The 22,233-nt window shown below is 38.1% G+C and carries 16 protein-coding genes and 2 riboswitches; of the genes, 15 read left to right on the top strand and 1 reads right to left on the bottom strand.

Annotated elements, in window-relative coordinates; all coding sequences use genetic code 11:
- Positions 1-107: 107 nt before the first annotated feature.
- From AC1DFT_RS04310 to AC1DFT_RS04295, 4 genes are all read left to right on the top strand, one after another.
- Positions 108-569 carry a polyhydroxyalkanoate biosynthesis repressor PhaR gene (locus AC1DFT_RS04310; RefSeq protein WP_477917962.1) on the top strand — a complete coding sequence of 154 codons (462 nt, stop codon included), beginning with the start codon at positions 108-110 and terminating at the stop codon, positions 567-569.
- 67 nt (positions 570-636) lie between these two features.
- Positions 637-1,419 (top strand): 3-oxoacyl-[acyl-carrier-protein] reductase, encoded by a 783-nt coding sequence (fabG, locus tag AC1DFT_RS04305; protein WP_477917961.1) that lies wholly within the window; start codon positions 637-639, stop codon positions 1,417-1,419.
- Positions 1,420-1,460: 41 nt separating this feature from the next.
- Entirely contained in the window at positions 1,461-2,543 is a 1,083-nt protein-coding gene (gene phaC, locus AC1DFT_RS04300; RefSeq protein WP_477917960.1) for a class III poly(R)-hydroxyalkanoic acid synthase subunit PhaC, read from the top strand.
- Between the two features lie 415 nt (positions 2,544-2,958).
- Entirely contained in the window at positions 2,959-3,483 is a 525-nt protein-coding gene (locus AC1DFT_RS04295; RefSeq protein ID WP_477917959.1) for a Rossmann-fold NAD(P)-binding domain-containing protein, read from the top strand.
- Positions 3,484-3,549: 66 nt separating this feature from the next.
- Here the strand turns inward: AC1DFT_RS04295 and AC1DFT_RS04290 are convergent, their stop codons facing one another.
- On the bottom strand, positions 3,550-3,984 hold the full coding sequence (locus tag AC1DFT_RS04290; RefSeq protein WP_477917958.1) for a GNAT family N-acetyltransferase: 435 nt from the start codon (positions 3,982-3,984) through the stop codon (positions 3,550-3,552).
- 149 nt (positions 3,985-4,133) lie between these two features.
- On the opposite strand from AC1DFT_RS04290, the gene AC1DFT_RS04285 reads away from it, so the two are divergent.
- The 11 genes from AC1DFT_RS04285 (at position 4,134) to AC1DFT_RS04235 (ending at position 21,806) form a co-directional block, all read left to right on the top strand.
- Entirely contained in the window at positions 4,134-4,892 is a 759-nt protein-coding gene (locus AC1DFT_RS04285) for an exodeoxyribonuclease III (protein WP_477917957.1), read from the top strand.
- A gap of 88 nt (positions 4,893-4,980) precedes the next feature.
- Positions 4,981-6,261 (top strand): aminotransferase class I/II-fold pyridoxal phosphate-dependent enzyme, encoded by a 1,281-nt coding sequence (locus AC1DFT_RS04280; protein WP_477917956.1) that lies wholly within the window; start codon positions 4,981-4,983, stop codon positions 6,259-6,261.
- A 140-nt stretch (positions 6,262-6,401) separates the two neighbouring features.
- Positions 6,402-8,615, top strand: a complete 2,214-nt coding sequence (locus tag AC1DFT_RS04275) for an outer membrane protein assembly factor BamB family protein (RefSeq protein ID WP_477917954.1) — start codon at positions 6,402-6,404, stop codon at positions 8,613-8,615.
- A gap of 181 nt (positions 8,616-8,796) precedes the next feature.
- On the top strand, positions 8,797-10,998 hold the full coding sequence (locus tag AC1DFT_RS04270) for an outer membrane protein assembly factor BamB family protein (protein WP_477917952.1): 2,202 nt from the start codon (positions 8,797-8,799) through the stop codon (positions 10,996-10,998).
- A gap of 592 nt (positions 10,999-11,590) precedes the next feature.
- Entirely contained in the window at positions 11,591-13,072 is a 1,482-nt protein-coding gene (locus AC1DFT_RS04265; RefSeq protein ID WP_477917950.1) for a nicotinate phosphoribosyltransferase, read from the top strand.
- An 11-nt stretch (positions 13,073-13,083) separates the two neighbouring features.
- Complete coding sequence (gene nadE / locus AC1DFT_RS04260; RefSeq protein WP_477918084.1) at positions 13,084-13,902, top strand: ammonia-dependent NAD(+) synthetase; 819 nt, start codon at positions 13,084-13,086, stop codon at positions 13,900-13,902.
- Positions 13,903-14,040: 138 nt separating this feature from the next.
- On the top strand, positions 14,041-14,991 hold the full coding sequence (locus AC1DFT_RS04255; RefSeq protein WP_477917948.1) for an AAA family ATPase: 951 nt from the start codon (positions 14,041-14,043) through the stop codon (positions 14,989-14,991).
- Positions 14,988-16,193, top strand: a complete 1,206-nt coding sequence (locus tag AC1DFT_RS04250; protein WP_477917946.1) for a DUF58 domain-containing protein — start codon at positions 14,988-14,990, stop codon at positions 16,191-16,193. The genes AC1DFT_RS04255 and AC1DFT_RS04250 overlap by 4 nt, the downstream gene beginning before the upstream one ends.
- A complete protein-coding gene (locus AC1DFT_RS04245) occupies positions 16,190-18,373 on the top strand; it encodes a DUF4129 domain-containing transglutaminase family protein (protein ID WP_477917944.1) in 2,184 nt (727 codons plus the stop codon). The genes AC1DFT_RS04250 and AC1DFT_RS04245 overlap by 4 nt, the downstream gene beginning before the upstream one ends.
- 34 nt (positions 18,374-18,407) lie before the next feature.
- Positions 18,408-18,509, top strand: a riboswitch (purine riboswitch).
- Between the two features lie 132 nt (positions 18,510-18,641).
- On the top strand, positions 18,642-20,195 hold the full coding sequence (gene guaA, locus AC1DFT_RS04240) for a glutamine-hydrolyzing GMP synthase (RefSeq protein ID WP_477917942.1): 1,554 nt from the start codon (positions 18,642-18,644) through the stop codon (positions 20,193-20,195).
- Positions 20,196-20,278: 83 nt separating this feature from the next.
- Positions 20,279-20,380, top strand: a riboswitch (purine riboswitch).
- 94 nt (positions 20,381-20,474) lie between these two features.
- The gene (locus AC1DFT_RS04235) at positions 20,475-21,806 is read left to right on the top strand and encodes an NCS2 family permease (protein WP_477917940.1); all 1,332 of its coding nucleotides are present in this window, start codon (positions 20,475-20,477) and stop codon (positions 21,804-21,806) included.
- The last annotated feature ends 427 nt before the right edge of the window (positions 21,807-22,233 follow it).

The raw sequence follows: 22,233 nt of genomic DNA, 5'->3' as shown, positions 1-22,233 counted from the left end.
ACGTTGGAAATATATCGAATAGTCACAATCTTTACATTTTTAATACACACTACCATGTTAAAGTGTGATAAAGTTATGGTGAATTTAAGAAGAGGAGATGATTTCCATTGACCCAGACAACTTCATTCGATGCTTTTACAATGTGGAAAAATGTGTATGAGAAAACGGAAAGTACATGGCGAGATGCTATCCAAGATACGCTTGGAAAAGAGTCTTTTGCAGAAAGTTTAGGGCAGGTTCAAAGTCAGTATTTACAGTATCAAGGAATTGTGAACAAAATGACTGAGTCCTATTTAAAACAAGTTAATTTGCCTTCAAGGGATGAAATTGCAAATGTTGCTTCCCTTATCATAAACGTCGAATCGAAAGTGGATGATCTGGAAGACCAATTGGATGCACAGAAGGCAGATGCGTCAAGAGAAATTGATCAATTAAAAAAAGTTGTAAATAACTTAGATAAGAAATTAGATCGTGTAATTGAACTACTAGATAAATCACTAGAATCACAGAACAATCCTAAAGTAACAGCTGGACCAGTAACACCAACAGTTACAAGTGCGAAGAAATAATTTACTACTACAAGATTTCTTAAATAATGATTTCTAAAATAAAATATATATTGGGAGTGTATTTTAAATGTCAGAATTGCAAACAACTGTATTGGAACAAACGAATCCATTAAAACCTCTTGCAGGAAAAGTAGCTGTAGTAACAGGTGCTTCACGAGGAATTGGTGCTGAAATAGCTAAAGCGTTAGCAAAAAACGGTGCGCAAGTTGTAGGTAATTTTCTAAGTAGCACTTTAGATATGGAAAATGTTATGCAAGAAATCGAGCAACAAGGTGGTAGTCTGTATGCCATTCAAGCGGATGTTTCTATAGAAGAGGATTCACAAAAGCTTGTAGAGGAAGTATTGGCACGCTTCGGAAAAATAGACATCCTTGTTAATAATGCAGGTGTGACAAGAGACCGTACTTTCCGTAAAATGTCCAAACAAGAATGGGATCAAGTAATCAATATCAATTTAAATAGTGTTTTCAACACAACATCTGCTGTTATCAACCATATGTTAGAACAAAAGTCTGGTCGAATTATTAATATTAGTTCAATCATCGGTCAAGCTGGTGGTTTCGGACAAACGAATTATGCTGCTTCAAAAGCCGGACTACTAGGCTTTACGAAGTCGCTAGCTCTTGAAACAGCTAGAAATGGCATTACCGTAAATGCCATTTGCCCAGGATTCATCGAAACAGAGATGGTTGCAGCAATGCCGGATAACGTAAAAGATGCAATTGTTGCTAAAGTACCTGTACAAAGATTGGGTCGCACTAGTGAAATTGCAGAAGCGGTACTTTTTTTAGCGCAAGCAAGTTATATTACTGGTCAAGAAATCAATGTAAATGGCGGTCTTTACATGTAATAAATAGCAATTGATAAAAAAATAGTTGTAGGAGGGATTGTATGGTTACACTAGATACGAAACAATTCGATAATTGGATCGACCGTCTTTCAGAAGATAAAAACATCCAACAGATTAAACGCTTAACAGAAGTTATCTCTTCGGATGCTGAACCAGAAGTTGGCCAGACACCGAAAGAGGTTATTTGGACGAAAAATAAAGCTAAATTATATCGCTATCAACCCGCTATTAAGAAAACAAACAAAGTACCAATTCTAATGATTTATGCATTGATCAATAAGCCGTATATTCTAGATCTTTACCCAGGTAATAGCTTGATAGAGCATCTGACTGATAAAGGGCATGATGTTTACTTGATAGATTGGGGTACTGCTGGTCATGAAGATCGCCATATGAAACTAGATGATTATATCGTAGATTATATTCCTCGAGCAGTAAACAAAGTGTTAAAGACTTCTAAAGCGAAGGATATCACACTATTAGGATATTGCATGGGTGGAACGATGACAGCGGTTTTCAGTGCACTTTATCCACAATTGCCGATTCGAAACCTTATTTTGATGACGAGTCCAATTGATTTTAAGGATGCGGGGCATTATTCGAACTGGCTAGATAAACGTTATTTTCAGCTAGATAAATTGGTCGATACGCTTGGTAACATTCCTTTCGAATTAATTGACTTTGGAAATAAATTGCTGAATCCAATTTCCAATGTTGTAGGACCATATGTAAGTTTAGCTGACCGTGTGGAAAATGAAGACTTTGTTTTAAATTGGAAGCTAATGCAAAAGTGGCTAAATGACGGTGTTCCTTTTCCGGGCGAATCATATAGACAGTGGATTAGAGATTTCTACCAGGAAAACAAATTGATTAATGATCAATTAGTAGTACGTGGACGCAAAGTAGAACTATCTAATATTAAAGCGAACTTATTGAACATTTCTGCAACAAGGGACAATATTGTTTCGCCACAACAGATTGCACCCCTAAATGATAAAGTGTCTAGTAAAAACAAGACACTTCATATAGTAGAAACTGGTCATGTATCGGTTGTGACAGGTCGCAAAGCGGTCAATGAAATTCATCCTTATATTGAAAAGTGGATTACTGATAACTCGAAGTGATGTGAAAGGAAACAAGTCTCGAAATAGACTTGTTTCCTTTTCTTGTGCTTTTATAAATTGAATGGTGTAGGGATATTGCGTCTAAAGTAAATGAAATAAATCCAATAAATGGATAAGGGCAACTAAACGGGCATTGAAAGCAACCAATTCTATTCGGAAAGCAACTAAATCAACGCGAAAGCAACCAAATCCGCATGAAAGCAACCAAATCGCCGATGAGAGCAACCAATTCTTAAAATAGCTCTTTACTTGGTGAGAGATGACGAGACTGTGACCCAATTTCTAGAAACGTTGCGCATATGCACAGCATTTGACTATTGCATTTTATATTACATACTAATTTGGAAAAACGAATATATTTGTTGAGACATTTTGAAAATAGCATTAATCTATTTTCTTGAAAGGGGGATTGCAAATGAAACATATTTGTATAATTGGTGGAACGGGAATGTTAGCAGAAGTGACAAAGTGGTACGCAGATAGTAATCATATTGTTACGGTAATTGCACGGAATGAGGAAAAAATGAATAGAATGAAAGATTCTTGTCCTAATCCTGTAAATATTAAAGCAATCTATCTTGATTATCGAGATGCTGCCAAGTTGTACAATGCGCTACAAAAAAATATACAAGTATATGGTCCTTTAACAGAGGCGGTTGTTTGGCTGCATACTGATGGTCTTCATGCACTTTCTACTGTATTTGAATTGGTAGAGGAGAAAAGTAATGTATGGCAAGTAATAGGTAGCAAAGCGAACGCTAAAAATTTGCAAAAACAATACCAAACCCAAAAAGACATAGCGTATAATTTCATACAACTAGGCTTTGTTAAAGAAAATGATAGACAAAGATGGTTAACGAATGAGGAAATAGCAAGTGGGGTTATTCGTTCCATTAGTTCTGGTCAACCCTATTGTTTAATCGGCGAAATTTCTAATTAAATCTGTATGACCTAAAAAAGTCTATCATCAGTTTTACTAAATGGACTTTTGTAGGTCGCTCACTATTCAACCAATGTTTTTTTTCATTAAAATATGAGGAATGCCATCTTCGTCAAATACGTCCGATGAAGTTTGGTAGCCAAGTTTTTCATAAAAACCTTCTGCATGTGTTTGGCCATGTAATTTAACTTGAGATAATCCCATGCCTTTTGCCATCTCTTCTAGCCCACTAATAATAACTTTCCCAAGACCAAATTTACGATAGGGCTCTAAAATACAAATACGTTCTAATTTCCCTATTCCATCCACTACTCTTAATCGACCGGTTCCAACAGGTTGGTCCTCATAATAGACTAAAACATGCTCACATTGTCCATCTAGCCTATCGAATTCATCAAATTCAGCATCTAAAGGTACACCCTGTTCTTTCACAAATACTTCTTTTCTTATTTGAAACGCTTTTTGTAAGTCACTATCTTCTGTTATTCTTTTAGAATCCATTCATTTTCAGCTCTTTTCTTTTAATTAGACATGCAGGTAGACTCAAGTCATAATCTATTTATATGTACATATTAGTGTAAATGAATTTATTTTTGTTGTAAATACAACATATTTGAATTGGACAGCTTTATTTGTAAGGAGGAATACATATGAAATTAGTATCTTGGAATGTGAACGGGTTGCGCGCATGTGTGCAGAAAGGTTTTTTAGATTATTTTAATGAAGTGAACGCAGATATCTTTTGTTTGCAAGAGACTAAACTGCAGGAAGGACAAATAGACTTGCAGTTAGACGGGTATGAGCAATATTGGAATTATGCAGTGAAAAAAGGTTATTCTGGAACCGCTGTGTTTACGAAAGTGAAGCCACTGTCTGTGAAATATGGTGTTGGCGATTTAGAGACGGAAGATGAAGGAAGAATTATTACACTAGAATTCGAAGACTTTTTCTTAGTAAATGTCTACACACCGAATGCAAAACGTGATTTAACGAGACTTGCTTATCGTTTGGAGTGGGAAGACGATATGCGTACATATTTGAAAAAACTAGACGAAGTGAAGCCGGTCATTATGTGTGGCGATTTAAATGTTGCGCACGCAGAAATAGACTTGAAAAATGCTAAATCTAATAGAGGAAACTCTGGTTTTACTTTAGAGGAACGTGGAAAAATGACGGATTTGCTAGCGGCTGGTTTTGTGGATACTTTCCGCTATTTTTATCCGGAACGTGAAGGTGCTTATTCTTGGTGGTCGTACATGAATAAGGTGCGTGAACGAAATATTGGGTGGCGAATTGATTATTTCATAGCTTCACAAAAACTTACACCTGTTTTAAAGGATGCTTCCATTGATGCGCATGTACTTGGAAGTGATCATTGTCCGGTCATTTTGGAATTAGATAAGTCGTGAAATATTCAATATATTTCGAGAAAAACTACAATACTTTAATGAAATAGAGTACAATATTTCTATATCAACTTTCTGGAGGTACCAATAGATGAATGCTTTAGCCGTGCAATTAAATGAAAAAATGCAAAAAGAAAATCCTGTCATTTTTGACATGTTATCCGACCTAGGAAAGAGTTTATATTATCCTAAAGGAATATTAAGCCAAAGTGCAGAAGCAGGGAAAAAAGCACATCGCTTTAACGCAACAATAGGAATCGCAACGGAAAATGGAGAACCGATGCATTTCCGTCACATACAAGAAAAATTAGGGTACGCTCCAAAAGATATTTATCCTTATGCAGCTCCGCAAGGAAAAGAATTATTACGTTCCATTTGGAAAGACAAATTATTAACCGATAATCCTTCTATGCAAAACAAGTCGATTGGATTGCCGATTGTAACTAGTGCCTTAACGCATGGTTTAAGTATCGTAGCGGATTTGTTTATGAACCCTGGTGATGTCCTTATTTCACCTGAGCAATATTGGGGTAACTATAATACCGTTTTTCAAGTAAGAAGAGGCGGTCGTGTTGAAACGTTCCCGTTATTTAATGAACAAAATGGTTTTCATGTAGAAGCCTTCCGTGAAACATTAGCCAAGCAAAAAGAAAAAGCGATTGTGTTATTAAACTTCCCGAACAATCCAACTGGTTATACACCATCGGTTAATGAAGCACAAGCAATTGTTCAAGTATTAGTAGATGCTGCCGCTGCTGGAACAAAATTAGTTGTATTATTAGATGATGCTTATTTTGGCTTATTCTATGAAGATTCGATCAAGGAATCATTATTCGGATTATTAGCAGAAAGCCATCCGAATATTTTACCGGTGAAAATCGACGGGGCTACGAAAGAAAACTATGTTTGGGGCTTACGCGTTGGATTTATCACTTACGCTGCTACGCCTGATGTATTAGATGCGTTGGAACAAAAAACAAAAGGAATTATCCGCGGAACGGTTTCGAGCGGTTCTCATATTTCACAAACAATTCTTTTGGAATCTCTACAATCAGAAGAGTTTTTAAAAGAAAAAGAAGAGAAATTCCAAATTATGAAAGCCCGTGCCGTTAAAACGAAGGAAGTACTCGCAAATGAAAAGTTTGCTCCTTACTGGACATATTATCCATTTAACTCTGGTTACTTCATGTGCTTGAAGTTAACGAATTTGGATGCGGAAACACTCCGCCTTCATTTATTAGATCAATATGGTGTTGGAGTTATTGCAAACAATAAAACAGATATTCGTGTCGCATTCTCATGTGTAGAAGAATCAGATATTGAAGAGCTGTTTGATTTGATTTATCAAGGGTGCCAAGACTTAACTAAATAATCATCCCGAAAACTGTCCATGAGCTAATGTTCGTGGGCGGTTTTTTCTTATGCAATCAAATGTAAGCGGTATCATTTATTTGGAATCCGAAACATAAACTAATGAAATGGCAAATTAATAGTTTAAAGGGGAGGATTAAAATGAGAGGTGAACACATATCCGTATGGGCAAAAGTTTTAATCGGAAGTATTATTGCCCTAGTAACGATTCTTGTTCTTTATATATATTCTGATAAAGAACAAGAGGAAGTATCCGAATTTGCTACAATAACTGTAAAAGAAGGAACAGAAGTGGGATCTCAGACCGAAGTTGAGGTAGAAGTTAAGGTAGAGGATAAGATGGTACCTAGTCCGGCTAATCCTGATATTAAAGTAGAATATGCCTCAAAAGATTGGGCAATCCATGGAGGCGATTATTATAACAGACGTTATTCCACTTTAAATCAAATTACATCTGAAAACATAGGGGATTTAAAACCAACCTGGGTGAGTAGTCTTGGTTCTGGAGCAGAAGATAAACATTCGGGAGAGGCTACACCGATAGTAGTAGATGGCATTATGTATATTGCAACTGGTGCTAATGACGTATTCGCTATTGATGTAAAAACAGGTGAACAGATTTGGGCATATACCCCGGAGATACCACAGGAAATGGACACGGTATGTTGTGGATGGACAACACGTGGAGTTGCAGTTGGTGATGGAAAAGTATATGTAGGTTTATTGGATGCTCGTTTAGTGGCACTTGATCAAAAGACTGGAGAAGAATTGTGGGAAACAAGGGTAGCGGAATGGGAAGAAGGATACACCGTTACTAGTGCACCACTTTATTACAACGGTAAAGTCTACACGGGTGTAGCCGGTGGAGAATATGGTATTCGCGGTCGCGTAATGGCATATGATTCGGATTTAGGATTTGAAGTATGGCGCTTCTATACAATTCCTGGACCGGGCGATATTGATGGCGACTCTTGGCCTTCAGATAATGACGCATGGCTAACTGGTGGGGGACCTGTTTGGAATACACCAGCGGTTGATCCAGAGCTTGGATATATTTATTTTGCAACTGGAAATACAGCACCTGATATAGACGGGAGTAGTCGTGAGGGGGATAATCTCTATGCTAACTCCGTTGTAGCGGTAAATGCGGAGAATGGAGATTATGTGTGGCATTTCCAAGAAGTACATCATGATATTTGGGATATGGACCCTGCCAACCCGGTAATTTTATACGATGTCGAAATGGATGGGAAAATGCGTAAAGGTCTTGGGCAAGCGGGTAAAACTGGTTGGATTTATTTCTTAGATCGTACGGATGGAACCCCATTAGTAGGTATTGAAGAAAAACCAGTACCACAAGATGAACGTCAAAAAACAGCAGCAACTCAACCTTTTCCGATTGGAGATGCGTTTGTGCCACAAGGCGTAACAGAAGAAGACGTGAAAAGGGATTTAGGACCTGAATTTACAGGAGATATTGGAGATATTTATACACCATTTTGGGATGTACCGATTACACTTAAACCAGGTACATTTGGTGGTGCAAACTGGCCGCCTTCCGCGTATAATCCTGATACCGAGTATTACTATGTATTAGGTGCTGACAATTACTTCTCTTTTGAAAGAAGAGAGTTAATGGAATTTCAAGAAGGTGATATGTATTTAGGAAGTATTTTTGGTCCAGTATTAGATGCACCAGCTAGAGGAACAGTTACTGCAATTGATGTAAAAACAAATAAAATTGCTTGGCAACATAATTGGGATTCCATTGCATACAGTGGTGTCTTAACAACTGCAGGAAATCTTGTTTTTGTAGGGCATAACGATGGTCGTTTAATTGCTTTTGACGCTAAAACAGGAGATCAATTATGGGAATATATGATGGATGCTGGTGCAAATGCTCCGTCCGTTACCTATGAGATTGATGGAGAACAATACATTTCTATCTATGCCGCAGGGAATGCTCTAGCAGGTTCCAAGCATGGCGATAAAATTTACACATTTAAATTAGGGGGAACTTTACCTGAAGGGCAAGTGATTGATGCTTCGGCAAGTGCTAATTCAAAAGAGACCGCTACCGATGTAGCCACGGAAGGTGAAACAGTAAGTAGCGTAGATGCCGGTTTAGTCCTTTATACAAATAGTTGTATCGCTTGTCACGGCAATCAAGGAGCGAACGGGCATAATGGGCCGAATCTACAGGATAGTAAGTTCGCAGAAAGTAGAGAAAATGTAATCGATCGAATAACAAATGGCGGGGCAACTATGCCATCATTTAAAGATTCATTAACTTCCAAAGAAATTGAAGCGATAGCAGACTATATCGTGACGGTCGTTTCTCCTTTGGGTAAGTAAAAAAAAATAGAACTGTCCAAGAAGTATAAGATCTTGGATAGTTCTTTTTGTTCTGTCTATTACCTTTGTAAACGCTGACAATTATTTTTAAGTTGAAAGAAAATTCATTGTAATAGGAAAAAAGTAGTAGTATACTAGTAATGGAGTTTATGTCTAAAATGTGAACAAAGGGGGATGGAAGATGCAAAAGCAAAGGAATTCAGTAGATACACAAATCTTTATCGGTGTAATAATTGCCATGGTAGCAATTTTTGGACTTTGGCTTATTGCCGATAAAGACAAAGAAGAAGTAGCCGATACTGGCGTGTCAGATGTAGGGGAAGTAACACAAAATGAATCAGAAGAAGAGCCAAAAGCGGAAGGAAAAGTCGCACCAAGTCCTGCAAATCCGGATGAAAAAGTAGAGTATGCTTCAACGGATTGGGCCATTCACGGAGGAGATTATTATAACCGCCGCTATTCCACTTTGAATCAGATTACGTCTGAAAATATAGGGGATTTAAAACCAACTTGGGTAAGTAGTCTTGGTTCCGGAGCAGAGKGGAAACACTCTGGTGAAGCTACTCCAATCGTAGTGGACGGGATTATGTATATTGCAACTGGAGCTAATGACGTATTCGCTATTGATGCCAAAACAGGTGAACAGATTTGGGCATACACTCCGGAGATTCCACAAGAAATGGATACAGTTTGTTGTGGATGGACAACACGTGGGGTTGCAGTCGGTGATGGAAAAGTATATGTAGGTTTACTAGATGCACGTTTAGTTGCACTTGACCAAAAAACGGGTGAAGTGATTTGGGAAACAAAAGTAGCAGAATGGGAAGAGGGTTATACGATTACTAGTGCACCGCTTTTCTATAACGGTAAAGTGTATACAGGTGTCGCTGGGGGAGAATATGGTATACGTGGTCGCGTAATGGCTTATGATTCGGATTTAGGATTTGAAGTTTGGCGTTTCTATACAATTCCTGGACCAGGAGATATTGATGGTGACAGCTGGCCTTCCGATAATGATGCATGGTTAACTGGAGGGGGACCTGTTTGGAATACTCCAGCGGTTGATCCGGAACTTGGCTATATTTACTTTGCAACTGGAAATACGGCTCCTGACTTAGATGGTAGTAATCGTGAAGGGGACAATCTTTATGCAAACTCCATTGTAGCGGTGAATGCGGAGAATGGAGATTATGTATGGCATTTCCAGCAAGTACATCATGATATTTGGGATATGGACCCTGCGAATCCAGTTATTTTATACGATGTTGAAATGGATGGGAAAATGCGTAAAGGTCTTGGACAAGCAGGGAAAACAGGTTGGATTTATTTCTTAGATCGTGCGGATGGAACACCGCTTGTAGGTATTGAAGAGAAACCGGTTCCACAAATGGCTGAGCAAAAAACGGCAGCAACTCAGCCGTTTCCAGTGGGAGATTCATTCGTACCACAAGCTGTAATGGAAGAAGATGTGAAAAAAGACTTATCGCCTGATTTCACTGGAGAAATTGGAAGCATTTTCACACCGTTCTGGGATGTTCCAATTACAATTAAACCGGGCCCATCCGGTGGGGCTAACTGGCCTCCTTCGGCATATAATCCGGATACAGAGCTCTTCTACGTTTTAGGTAACGACACTTATATGTCATTTGAAAGAAGTGAATTATCAGAGTTTAAAGAAGGGGATCAGTATTTTGGAAGTATTTTTGGTCCTATTCAAGATGCACCATCACGAGGTACAGTAACTGCGATGGATGTAAAAACAAATAAAATCGTATGGCAACAAAAATGGGATGCTCAAGCATATAGCGGGGTTTTAACAACTGCTGGAAATCTAGTTTTTGTAGGTCATAACGATGGTCGCTTATTTGCTTTTGATGCTAAAACAGGAGATCAATTATGGGAATACATGATGGATGCAGGTGCAAATGCTCCTTCCGTTACGTATGAAATAGATGGAGAACAGTACATCTCCATTTACGCTGCAGGTAATGCACTTGCCGGATCTAAGCATGGCGATAAAATTTACACGTTCAAAATAGGTGGCACTTTACCCGAAGGTCAAGTAATTGATGCTTCTGCTAAAGAAAAACAGCAAGAAGAGACAACAGAAGGCGAAGCAACAGGTGAAACAGTAAGTGCTATTGATGCTGGTTTAGCTGAATATAGAAATAGCTGTATCGCTTGTCATGGGGATCAAGGTGCTAATGGTCATAATGGTCCAAATCTACAAAATAGCAAAGTAGCGGAAAATAAACAAGAAACGATTGATCGTATAACAAATGGAGGTGTATCCATGCCAGCATTTAAAGATACACTTACAGCAGAAGAGATTGACGCAATCGCGGAATATATCGTAACGGTTGTATCTCCTTTGGGTGAGTAATAGATTAAGTTAAAAGAAACCAGCCATTAATTTGAAATGGCTGGTTTCTTTATGTTGTTTTTCGCAGTGTAGGGATAATGCGACGTAGTCATCGGTATCTCACTCCAAGTAAAGAGATATTTTAAGAATTGGTTGCTTTCACCAGCAATTTGGTTGCTCTCATGCTGATTTGATTGCTTTCGGAATAGTATTGATTGCTTTCAATGAAAGATCTGTTGCCCTAAGCCATTTATTGGGTTCACACGGTCCAAAAACTGTATAAGATTTTGTTTTTAAATCGGTTGATGCTGAGTAAGTTAGTGATATTTCCATTGATTTTCGCTGCAGGCGTCGACTCCAGCCGGATGAGGGAGCAAAATGAGACATTCCAACGTACGCCTAAGCGGCGGGAATGGCTCATCGCTCATCCGGCGGAAAGCGTACGACTGCAGCGAAAATCATAGCTGTTACTAGTCAACGCACTACAACGCATTATCCCTAGTTTACGAAAGGATAGCTATAGTTTATATATCCAAGAAAAAGGGGAAATAGTGTATACTAGGTTCAAATAGAAATGAGTTAGCAGTGATAAGTTATGGAGAAGGGGTTTATCATGAAAAAAAATTATCCAGACGACGGTTTAGCTTTACATACTGATTTATACCAAATTAATATGGCGGAATCTTATTGGGCAGATAATATGCATGAAAGGAAAGCAGTATTTGAATTGTTTTTTCGAAAGCTTCCGTTTGGAAATGGCTACGCTATTTTTGCAGGACTAGAAAGATGCCTTGATTATTTGCGGGATTTTCATTTTACGGAAAGTGACTTAGATTATTTGCAAAATGAGGTTGGCTACAAGGAAGATTTTATCGATTATTTGCGGACGGTTCGTTTTACTGGTGACGTTTATTCGATGGTGGAAGGAGAGCTTGTGTTTCCGAATGAGCCAATTATGCGTATCGAATCTACTCTAGTAGAGGCGCAGCTTGTGGAAACCGCACTTTTAAACATCGTGAATTATCAAACGCTTATCGCTACAAAAGGGTCACGCATTAAACAAGTAGTAAAAGATGAAATTGCCATGGAATTTGGATCTAGACGCGCACAAGAAATGGATGCAGCTATTTGGGGAACTCGCGCAGCGTATATAGGTGGAATTGAATCTACTAGTAATGTACGTGCGGGGAAAATGTTCGGAATTCCTGTTTCTGGAACACATGCGCACTCTTTAGTACAAGCGTATAAAAGTGAATATGAAGCTTTCCATTCGTATGCAAAACGTCATAAAGACTGTGTTTTTTTAGTGGATACGTATAACACGTTAAAAACGGGTGTCCCTACTGCGATTAAAGTAGCGAAGGAACTTGGCGACAAGATTAACTTTATTGGCATTCGACTAGATTCAGGGGATATTTCATTTCTCTCGAAAGAAGCTAGAAAGATGCTGGACGCTGCTGGATTTCCGAATGCTAAAATTATCGTATCGAATGATTTAGATGAATATACGATTTTAAACTTAAAGGCTCAAGGAGCAAAAGTGGATAGCTGGGGTATTGGAACGAAGCTAATAACGGGTTATGATCAGCCTGCGCTTGGAGCGGTATATAAAATCGTCTCGATCGAGGATGAAAATGGAACGATGGAAGATACGATTAAAATATCTTCCACAACAGAAAAAGTAACAACGCCTGGTGAAAAGAAGCTTTATAGAATTATTGATAAAGAAAATGGCAAAGCAGAAGGCGACTATATTACAATGCACGATGAAGATCCAACACATGAAAAACGCTTGAAAATGTTCCATCCAGTACACACATTTGTATCCAAATTTGTGACGAACTTCGAAGCGAAAGAATTACATGTACAAGTGATTGAAAATGGAGAAGTTACGTATCAAATTCCGGACTTACATGAAGTTCGAGAGTATGCGCATAAAAATCTAGATTTACTTTGGGACGAGTATAAACGTTCGCTTAACCCAGAGGAGTATCCAGTCGATTTAAGCCAAAAATGTTGGGACAATAAAATGCGTAATATTCAAGAAGTAAAAGAAATGGAACATAATCTTATTGAGCAAAATGGAGGGCTGTAATAGTGACTACAATGCAACAAGAGATTATTGAAGCGCTGAAAGTAAAACCAACTGTTAATGTAGAAAAAGAAATTCGAACTAGCATTGATTTCATGAAGGCGTATTTAAAAAAACATCCTTTTCTAAAAAGCATGGTACTCGGAATTTCAGGAGGCCAAGACTCTACATTAGTAGGAAAGCTTGCGCAACTTGCCGTGGATGAACTAAATAAAGAAGTTGGCGAAGAAACTTATGCATTTATCGCGGTAAGCTTACCGTACGGAGTGCAATTCGATGAGCACGAGCGGCAAGATGCATTAGATTTTATTCAACCGTCTAAAACTGTTACGATTAATATTAAGGAAGCAGTCGATGCAAGTGCAAGAGCGCTAAGTGATGCGGGTATTACGCTATCAGATTTCGCTAAAGGAAATGAAAAAGCTAGAGAACGTATGAAGGCGCAGTATTCGATTGCTGCGATGTATAATGGTGTCGTACTAGGAACAGATCATGCAGCAGAAGCGGTCACTGGATTCTACACAAAATACGGTGATGGTGGTGTCGATTTGACTCCGATCTTCCGTTTAAATAAACGTCAAGGAAAGCAGTTACTCAAACAATTAGGTTGCCCAGAGCATTTATATTTGAAAGTACCGACTGCGGATTTAGAAGAGAACCGCCCAGCACTTCCGGACGAGGTAGCACTTGGTGTAAGGTATGATGAAATTGATGATTATTTAGAAGGTAAGATAGTATCAAAAGAATCACAAGAAAAAATAGAAGGTTTCTATAATCGCTCTTTGCATAAGCGACATATGCCAATTACAGTATTTGATGATTTCTGGAAATAATAATTGTAAGCCGAGCTGTCTACTAAAAGATGGCTCGGCTTTTCTTATTTGTTTTATATTGTAATTTTCGGTATGCTAAATGAGTATTACATTAATTTTCAAACTAATCTTTCAATAGAATGTACCGGGGGAAAATAAATGACGGAACAATTGCAAATTCAATCTATTATTACAAACATAGAAAAAGTGATGATCGGTAAAAAAAACATAGCAGAGCTTGCCGTGATCGCACTTCTTGCTGAAGGACATGTGCTTCTAGAAGATGTACCAGGCGTTGGAAAAACGATGATGGTACGGGCACTTGCCAAATCAATCGGTGCCGATTTTAAACGAATTCAATTTACGCCGGATTTATTGCCATCCGATGTATTAGGCGTTTCCATTTACAACCCAAAAGAAATGGAATTTGAATTTAGAGCAGGACCAATTATGGGAAATATTATACTCGCAGATGAGATAAATCGTACTTCACCTAAGACACAATCAGCACTCCTCGAGGGAATGGAAGAGGCATCCGTTACTATAGATGGAATCACTATGCCAATAGCAAAACCGTTTTTTGTCATGGCGACGCAAAATCCAATTGAGCATGAAGGGACATACCCACTACCAGAAGCACAGCTAGACCGATTTTTAATGAAATTAAAAATGGGATATCCGCATCCAAGTGAAGAAATAGAAATTCTTGATAGAGTGGAAAAGTTAACGCCGATTGAACATATAACGTCAGTTGTTACGTTGGAACAATTAATCCATTTACAACAACAAGTGAAAATGGTGAAAGTCGATCAGACGATGAAAGGATATATTGTCGATCTTGCCAATCGAACGAGACAGGATACCTATATTTATTTGGGGGTTAGCCCTAGAGCTTCTATCGCACTAATGAGAGCAGCGCAAAGTTATGCAATGCTTCAAGGAAGAGATTTCGTCATACCGGATGATATTCAATATTTGACTCCCTTCGTTTTCGGGCATCGGGTCATCCTAAGACCAGAAGCTAGATATGATGGAATTTCCACAGAGGAAGTATTAGCTCGAATTATTAAGCGAACACCGGTCCCATATAAGAGGACAGTAAATCAATGAAACAGCGATTAAAACGATTACGACAATTAAAAGGTTTCATTGGTACTATCTTTCTTTTAATCGTAACCTTCGTTTATGCAATGTTCCAAGGTGGATTTGTTAGTTGGTTTTTATTTTATGCGTTAATTCCGCTTTCTATTTATTCTGTGCTCTTATTCTTTTATCCACTTAAGAAGTTGGAAGTAACTAGAACAATCGACACTCGTAATGTGTATAGCGGTGGAAAGTTTGCGGCAACCATTCACGTGAAAAGAAATAGTCATTTTCCGCTAATGTATGTAAAATTTGAAGAAAAAGTTAGTCCATCATTAGCACATCTCATTTCGCGGAAACGAATGATTTTTTGGGGGATGAAAAAAGAGTTTATATGGACTTATGAAATGGATCATATTCCACGTGGGGAACATGTACTAGAGGGGCTAACGATTCAAGTGAGTGATTTATTTGGTTGGGTAAAGAAAGAGTCATTTATTCCTAATCCTAAAACAGTCCTCGTGTTTCCGAATGTGACGGAAATGGTATATGTCCCGATTGAAACTCGGTATGACCAAGGTGCAGCTGCTTCTAGAATTCAAACGATGAAAGATACTTCCATGGCTACAGGGGTAAGATCTTATCAACCGGGTGACCGGGTTTCTTGGATTCACTGGAAGTCCTTTGCCAGAACGCAAACGCTCAAAACGAAAGAGTTTGAAGATCGTCAATCTCAAGATTTATTCGTCTTGATGGACCGGACACCGACACCCTTTTTTGATGAAATAGTCGATTTAACTGCCTCTATTTTACAAGCAATCGTACGTCATCAAGCATCCAGTGCATTTTTGTCTTTAGGTGAAAATCGTTTTCTTATGCCGACTGTTCAAAGTGAAGCCCAATTACAACGTGTGCTATACCATTTAACGAAAGTGCAACCTGATTTAACGAAGTCCATTGAACAAGTCATCTTACATGACGGGGCATTGGCACAAGCAACTTCTCTTTTATATGTGACAAGTAATCTTACATATGAATGGATAGATAGTGTTCAAAAAACCGCAAGTAATTTACGGGTTTGTACATGCTTTGTTGTGAAACAAAAAGATGGGAAGTTAATGAAAGATGAACAAGTCTTGCATCAGTTTGCTGCAAGTAGAGGCGTTCGGGTTCATACTATTACGAAAGATCGTTTTGCCCAAGCGTTTTTGGAGGTGACTCGTTCATGAGTAAAAAAGCAGTGTTATCTTTTTTCATTTATTTATTTGTATTTGTGTTAATGGTTGAATGGTTAAAACCGGTGATTGAGCTGACGGATACCGATCATTTGCATTTATTTAGTTTGTACGTATTGATCTCTTTTTTATTTTACTTGGTAAGGTTGAGATGGTACTTTGCAGCCCCGTTAAAGTTAGTTTTTATTGGTTGGATTATTATTTCTATTTACGCCGATTTTTCGTTTTTCTCTTTAAATACTTTTTCTTATATGACAGAAGAGCTCCGTGTAAATCTAACTGCATTAGTTACACGCGATTGGTTAGAAGTAACGAATCCTTTTCGCACCTTCTTATTTTTTTTACTGTTGTGGATGACTACGTATTTATTAAATTATTGGATTCGTGTTAGAAAAAATATACTATTATTTTTCATTCTGACGATTTTATTCATAACCATTTTAGATACTTTCAGTCCATATAACGGAGAGAAAAGTATTATCATTGCATTAGTATCAGGATTTATCGCGATGGGATTGTTGTATGCGCAGAAAATTGGGAGTGAACATAAAGAGCAAATAAAAGCTTCTTTTTTACTTGGTAGTATTGGAAGTCTCATCGGAATACTTGTTATCAGTGGAGCAGTGGCATTTATATTACCAAAAGCTGGTCCGAGCTGGCCTGATCCAGTACCGTTTTTCACTTCTGCCAAATCATCTACTATTAATGGAGAGGGTGGAAGTGGTGGGCATCGAAAAGTAGGTTATGGAGAAAATGATGAAAACTTAGGTGGCGCATTTGTCGCAGATGACACTCCTGTATTTACAGCTAAAGTACCGACCAAACAATATTGGAAAATCGAAACGAAGGACACCTATACATCTAAAGGATGGATTCAATCCAATACGGAGGCGCAAATTAGTAGCTATAATATAGGGGATATAATTCAATCCGACATTAGATCGGGGGAGGAAGAGAGAACCGCAATTGCAAGCATTTCTATGTTGCAGGAATATCCTTTTGTTATGCAACCTTATGGTATTAAGCGAGTAGATGCCTTAGAGCCGTTCACTTTATCATGGAACGAAACAAATCAAAAAATATCTACATTCAACGGCGGTAGCACCGTGCCGATTCAGAACTATGATGTTGCTTATAGTGAGCCCGTTTATAGTTTGAAAGCACTTCGAAATACGACAAACGAAAGTTTAGATAGTCTACCAAGTGAATTTGATCGATATCTTCAACTGCCAGAAACTCTTCCAAATAGAGTGCGAGAGTTAGCTAGTTCTATTACGGAAGGAGACGGAAGCTTATATGAAAAGACGAAATCTATTGAGCGATACTTCCGGCAAAATGGTTTTCGCTACAACCAGCAATTAGCCGCCATTCCAGAAGGGGATACGGATTATGTCGATCAGTTTTTATTTGATACAAAGGTAGGATATTGCGATAACTTTTCAACTTCAATGGTAGTTTTGCTTCGTTCAGAAGGAATCCCGGCGCGTTGGGTGAAAGGCTTTGCACCAGGAGAGATTGTACAAAGAGAAGATAGCTTACCTATTTATGAAATAACGAATAATCAAGCCCATTCATGGGTCGAGGCGTATTTTCCGAATATCGGATGGATGACTTTCGAACCTACCATCGGATTTTCCAATAGTGCTAACTTAGACTATGATTTAGATATTCAAACGGATGAGTTGGAAGCTCCTGCACCGACACCAACTCCGACTCCTGCCAAACCAAAGCCGGAGACAGAAAGAGCAGAGGTTTCTGAAAAGTTCACGGAAGCAATGAGTAACAGTGTCAATTGGGTGTTAGACAGAAAAGCTCTATTTATATGGTCCATCATCGGAATAGCCTTGATCGGGTTACTCGCTTATCGATATAGACGCAAATGGTTATCGAAAGTGTTGATCCCTGCGTATCGCGCGAGAAAAAATGATTGGGATACGTTTGAAAAAATGTATCAACAGTTACTCAAACAACTTCATTCTTACGGGTATGGAAAAGAACTTGGCCAAACATTAACAGATTATGCCACGCAGATTGATGGTTATTTTGACGGTAATCATATGAGAAAGTTAACAAAAGCATACGAAAAAGGATTTTACGGTGGCAATAAAAAAGACGTTGATTACTCAATGATGAGGGAAAGTTGGGAATATTTAATCAATCAGCTAAGCGGTTGATTTTACACGTCACAAGCTGTAAACTAAAGTCAAATTAAATTGACCAAGTTGCCCTCGTATATGTCCGATAATATGGTTCGGATGTCTCTACCAAGTTACCGATAATAACTTGACTATGAAGGTGAATGCAATCATGTCTTTTTTGGGGCATTTGCATTCACCTTTTTAAGTAGAGAACATAAACGCGTAGAAAGAGGTTTGCTTTCTTACGCGTTTTTTTATTCTAGTTAAGGCGCTTGGATCACTAATAGAGAAAAGGTGGATGCTAATGTCTTCAACTCCATTGTTGAAAGAACAAGAAAAAATTGTCGTACTAGATTTTGGTAGTCAATATAACCAACTAATCACGCGTCGTATTCGTGAATTCGGAGTGTACAGTGAGTTGCACCCACATACAGTAACAGCGGAAGATTTGAAGAAAATGAATGCTACAGGAATCATTTTCTCAGGTGGTCCGAACTCTGTATATGATGAAAATGCATTTCATATTGACCCAGCCATTTATGACATTGGTGTTCCAATTTTAGGTATTTGTTACGGGATGCAATTAATGTCGCAACATTTCGGTGGGAAAGTAGAAAAAGCTTCTCACAGAGAATATGGTAAAGCGGAAATAGATGTAAAAAATGCGACGGCTTTGTTTGGACAACTTCCTGCAAACCAAGTTGTATGGATGAGTCACGGTGACCATGTAACAGTAGCTCCAGAAGGATTTGAAGTAATTGCAACGAGCCCTTCTTGTGAAGTTGCTGCAATGGCAAATGAAGCGAAGAATTTATACGCTGTTCAATTTCACCCAGAAGTAAGACATTCTATTTACGGAATCGATTTACTTCGTCAATTCGTATTCGATATTTGCCATGCTAAAGGCGACTGGACAATGGAAAGCTTCGTAGAAATGGAAATCGAAAAAATTCGCGCGGAAGTTGGCGACAAAAAGGTTCTATGTGCACTTAGTGGTGGAGTAGATTCCTCTGTAGTTGCTGTTCTAATTCATAAAGCAATTGGCGACCAATTAACTTGTATGTTCGTGGACCACAACTTAAACCGAAAAGGTGAAGTAGAACAAGTCATGAAGACTTTCACGGAAGGCTTCCATATGAAAGTGATTAAAATTGATGCACGCGAACGTTTCATGAATAAACTAGCTGGCGTTTCAGACCCAGAGAGAAAACGTAAAATAATCGGGAATGAATTCATTTACGTATTTGATGAAGAAGCATCTAAACTAGATGGTATGGATTTCTTAGCACAAGGAACTCTTTACACAGATATTATCGAATCGGGTACGGCAACAGCTCAAACGATTAAATCTCACCATAATGTAGGTGGACTACCTGAAGATATGCAGTTCAAGTTAATCGAGCCATTAAAAACTTTGTTTAAAGACGAAGTGCGTGCACTTGGTTTAGAGCTTGGTCTTGATGAAGCAATCGTTTGGCGTCAACCTTTCCCAGGTCCTGGACTAGGTATCCGCGTTCTTGGAGAAATAACAGAAGAAAAATTAGAAATCGTTCGTGAATCAGATGCAATCCTTCGCGAAGAAATCGCCAAAGCAGGACTAGATCGTGATATTTGGCAATACTTCACGGTGCTACCTGATATCCGTAGTGTTGGCGTAATGGGAGATGCTCGTACGTATGATTACGCAATCGGTATTCGCGCAGTTACTTCTATAGATGGGATGACTTCTGACTGGGCGCGTATTCCATGGGATGTACTTGAAAAAGTAAGCGTGCGTCTGGTAAATGAAGTTCCTCACATTAACCGCGTACTGTATGATGTAACGAGCAAACCACCAGCAACTATTGAGTGGGAATAGTCAGAAAGCGAACTATATTATAATAAACGATAGAAATGTTCGGATTTAGTATTGATTTTCAAAAAGTACAATGTTATATTACTAATATAATTTAATTATGTTGTCGTATAACGTTGGGAATAAGGCCCAAAAGTCTCTACCGAATCACCGTAAATGATTCGACTACGATGAGTGGAACTATTTTTCTTTCGCTTGTTTAGGGATATGTAAAGCATACGACCGTGTCAACTGGTCGTATGCTTTTCTTTTTGTTTATACGGACAAAAAATGGAGGATCACATGAAAAAGTATTTTAGGTTTGAAGAACTAGGTACAAACTATCGCCGAGAAATCATAGGTGGTTTAACAACATTCTTAGCCATGGCGTATATTCTAGTAGTAAACCCATTAACATTATCTCTCGAGACTGTACCTGGTTTACCAGATTTCATGTATATGGACAAAGGAGCGGTATTTACTGCTACGGCGATCGCTGCAGCAATCGGGTCTATATTAATGGGGATTTTAGCAAGATATCCAATAGCTTTAGCACCAGGAATGGGACTAAACGCGTTCTTCGCTTATACAGTAGTGTTAACTTATGAAATTCCTTGGCAAATTGCTTTAACAGGTGTTTTGTTTTCCGGTCTAATTTTTATTGTTCTTTCGCTATCAGGCATTCGTGAAACAATTATTAATGCTATTCCAGCTGAGTTGAAATATGCAGTTGGTGCAGGTATCGGTTTATTTATCACTTTCATTGGATTACAAAATTCCAAAATTATCGTTAGTAACCCAGATGTTATAGTCTCATTAGGAGATTTATCAAATCCTAACATTCTATTAACAATCTTTGGTTTAGTGCTTACAGTTGTGATGATGGTTAAAGGTATTAAGGGTGGTATTTTCTACGGTATGCTAATTACTGCTATTATAGGTATGATTTTTAGTTTAGTTCCAGTACCGGATGCAGTAGTTGGAAGTATTCCAAGCATGGCTCCAACATTCGGAGTAGCTTTTGATGCAATTTTCAATGATCCAGCAGCTTTGTTAACAACTCAGTTTTTAGTTGTTGTTCTTACATTCTTGTTTGTCGATTTCTTTGATACTGCCGGTACTTTAATCTCCGTAGCTAACCAAGCAGGATTAATGAAAGATGATAAACTCCCACGTGCAGGTAAAGCATTGCTTGCAGATTCAATTGCAACTGTAGCTGGAGCAATCTCCGGAACATCAACAACTACTTCTTATGTAGAATCTACAGCAGGTGTTGCAGCAGGTGCACGTACTGGTTTAGCAGCAATAGTGACAGGGGTTTTATTCTTACTTTCGTTATTCTTCTACCCTGTGCTAAGTGTAATCACTTCCAATGTTACTGCTCCGGCGTTAATTATCGTAGGGGTATTGATGGTATCATCTCTAGGTCGAATTGATTGGAATAAATTCGAAATTGCAGTTCCAGCATTCTTCGTTATTATTGCAATGCCGTTAACGTACTCCATTGCAACGGGTATCGCTATCGGATTTATCTTCTATCCAATTACGATGATCGTAGCAGGACGAATTAAAGAAGTTCATCCTATTATGTATGGTTTATGGGTTGTTTTCCTTTGTTATTTTATTTTCTTATAAATAGAATGTAATGAAAAAAGAGGCCTAGTGTCTCTTTTTTTATTTTTAAAAATGTAGATAGAAAGAGAATAATAGCGAATAAAAGTATTAATGTAGTATTAGGGGAAAGTAGATATCACAAGGGTTCAAGTACCGTTTGAACTAATTAAAGAAAGTAGTTGCATTTATCTGAATAAAATGTTATTATCTTTTTATAACATTTTGTCGAATAAAGTGTTGACGAAGTATTAAAAAGGGTGTTAAGATACAAAGGTCGCCAAAACAAAACGACAAAATAAACAACATGAACATTGAAAACTGAACATGCAAAACGTTAAGAAATATAGCTTGAAAGATTAACTTCGGTTAACTTGATAGCAAAACAATTTTGACATCATTTAATGATGATGCCAGCAAAACAACATGAGCTTTTTAAGTTCTCTATTAT

The sequence above is a fragment of the Psychrobacillus sp. 05T411 genome (assembly GCF_056396485.1).
The sequence above is the reverse complement of the archived record's forward strand: the minus strand, read 5'-3'. Positions and strand labels throughout refer to the sequence as shown.

Coding starts and splice junctions, on each gene's coding strand:
- fabG (WP_477917961.1), top strand. CDS start 637: ATGTCAGAATTGCAAACAACTGTATTGGAACAAACGAATCCATTAAAA.
- phaC (WP_477917960.1), top strand. CDS start 1,461: ATGGTTACACTAGATACGAAACAATTCGATAATTGGATCGACCGTCTT.
- AC1DFT_RS04295 (WP_477917959.1), top strand. CDS start 2,959: ATGAAACATATTTGTATAATTGGTGGAACGGGAATGTTAGCAGAAGTG.
- AC1DFT_RS04290 (WP_477917958.1), bottom strand. CDS start 3,984: ATGGATTCTAAAAGAATAACAGAAGATAGTGACTTACAAAAAGCGTTT.
- AC1DFT_RS04285 (WP_477917957.1), top strand. CDS start 4,134: ATGAAATTAGTATCTTGGAATGTGAACGGGTTGCGCGCATGTGTGCAG.
- AC1DFT_RS04280 (WP_477917956.1), top strand. CDS start 4,981: ATGAATGCTTTAGCCGTGCAATTAAATGAAAAAATGCAAAAAGAAAAT.
- AC1DFT_RS04275 (WP_477917954.1), top strand. CDS start 6,402: ATGAGAGGTGAACACATATCCGTATGGGCAAAAGTTTTAATCGGAAGT.
- AC1DFT_RS04265 (WP_477917950.1), top strand. CDS start 11,591: ATGAAAAAAAATTATCCAGACGACGGTTTAGCTTTACATACTGATTTA.
- nadE (WP_477918084.1), top strand. CDS start 13,084: ATGCAACAAGAGATTATTGAAGCGCTGAAAGTAAAACCAACTGTTAAT.
- AC1DFT_RS04255 (WP_477917948.1), top strand. CDS start 14,041: ATGACGGAACAATTGCAAATTCAATCTATTATTACAAACATAGAAAAA.
- AC1DFT_RS04250 (WP_477917946.1), top strand. CDS start 14,988: ATGAAACAGCGATTAAAACGATTACGACAATTAAAAGGTTTCATTGGT.
- AC1DFT_RS04245 (WP_477917944.1), top strand. CDS start 16,190: ATGAGTAAAAAAGCAGTGTTATCTTTTTTCATTTATTTATTTGTATTT.
- guaA (WP_477917942.1), top strand. CDS start 18,642: ATGTCTTCAACTCCATTGTTGAAAGAACAAGAAAAAATTGTCGTACTA.
- AC1DFT_RS04235 (WP_477917940.1), top strand. CDS start 20,475: ATGAAAAAGTATTTTAGGTTTGAAGAACTAGGTACAAACTATCGCCGA.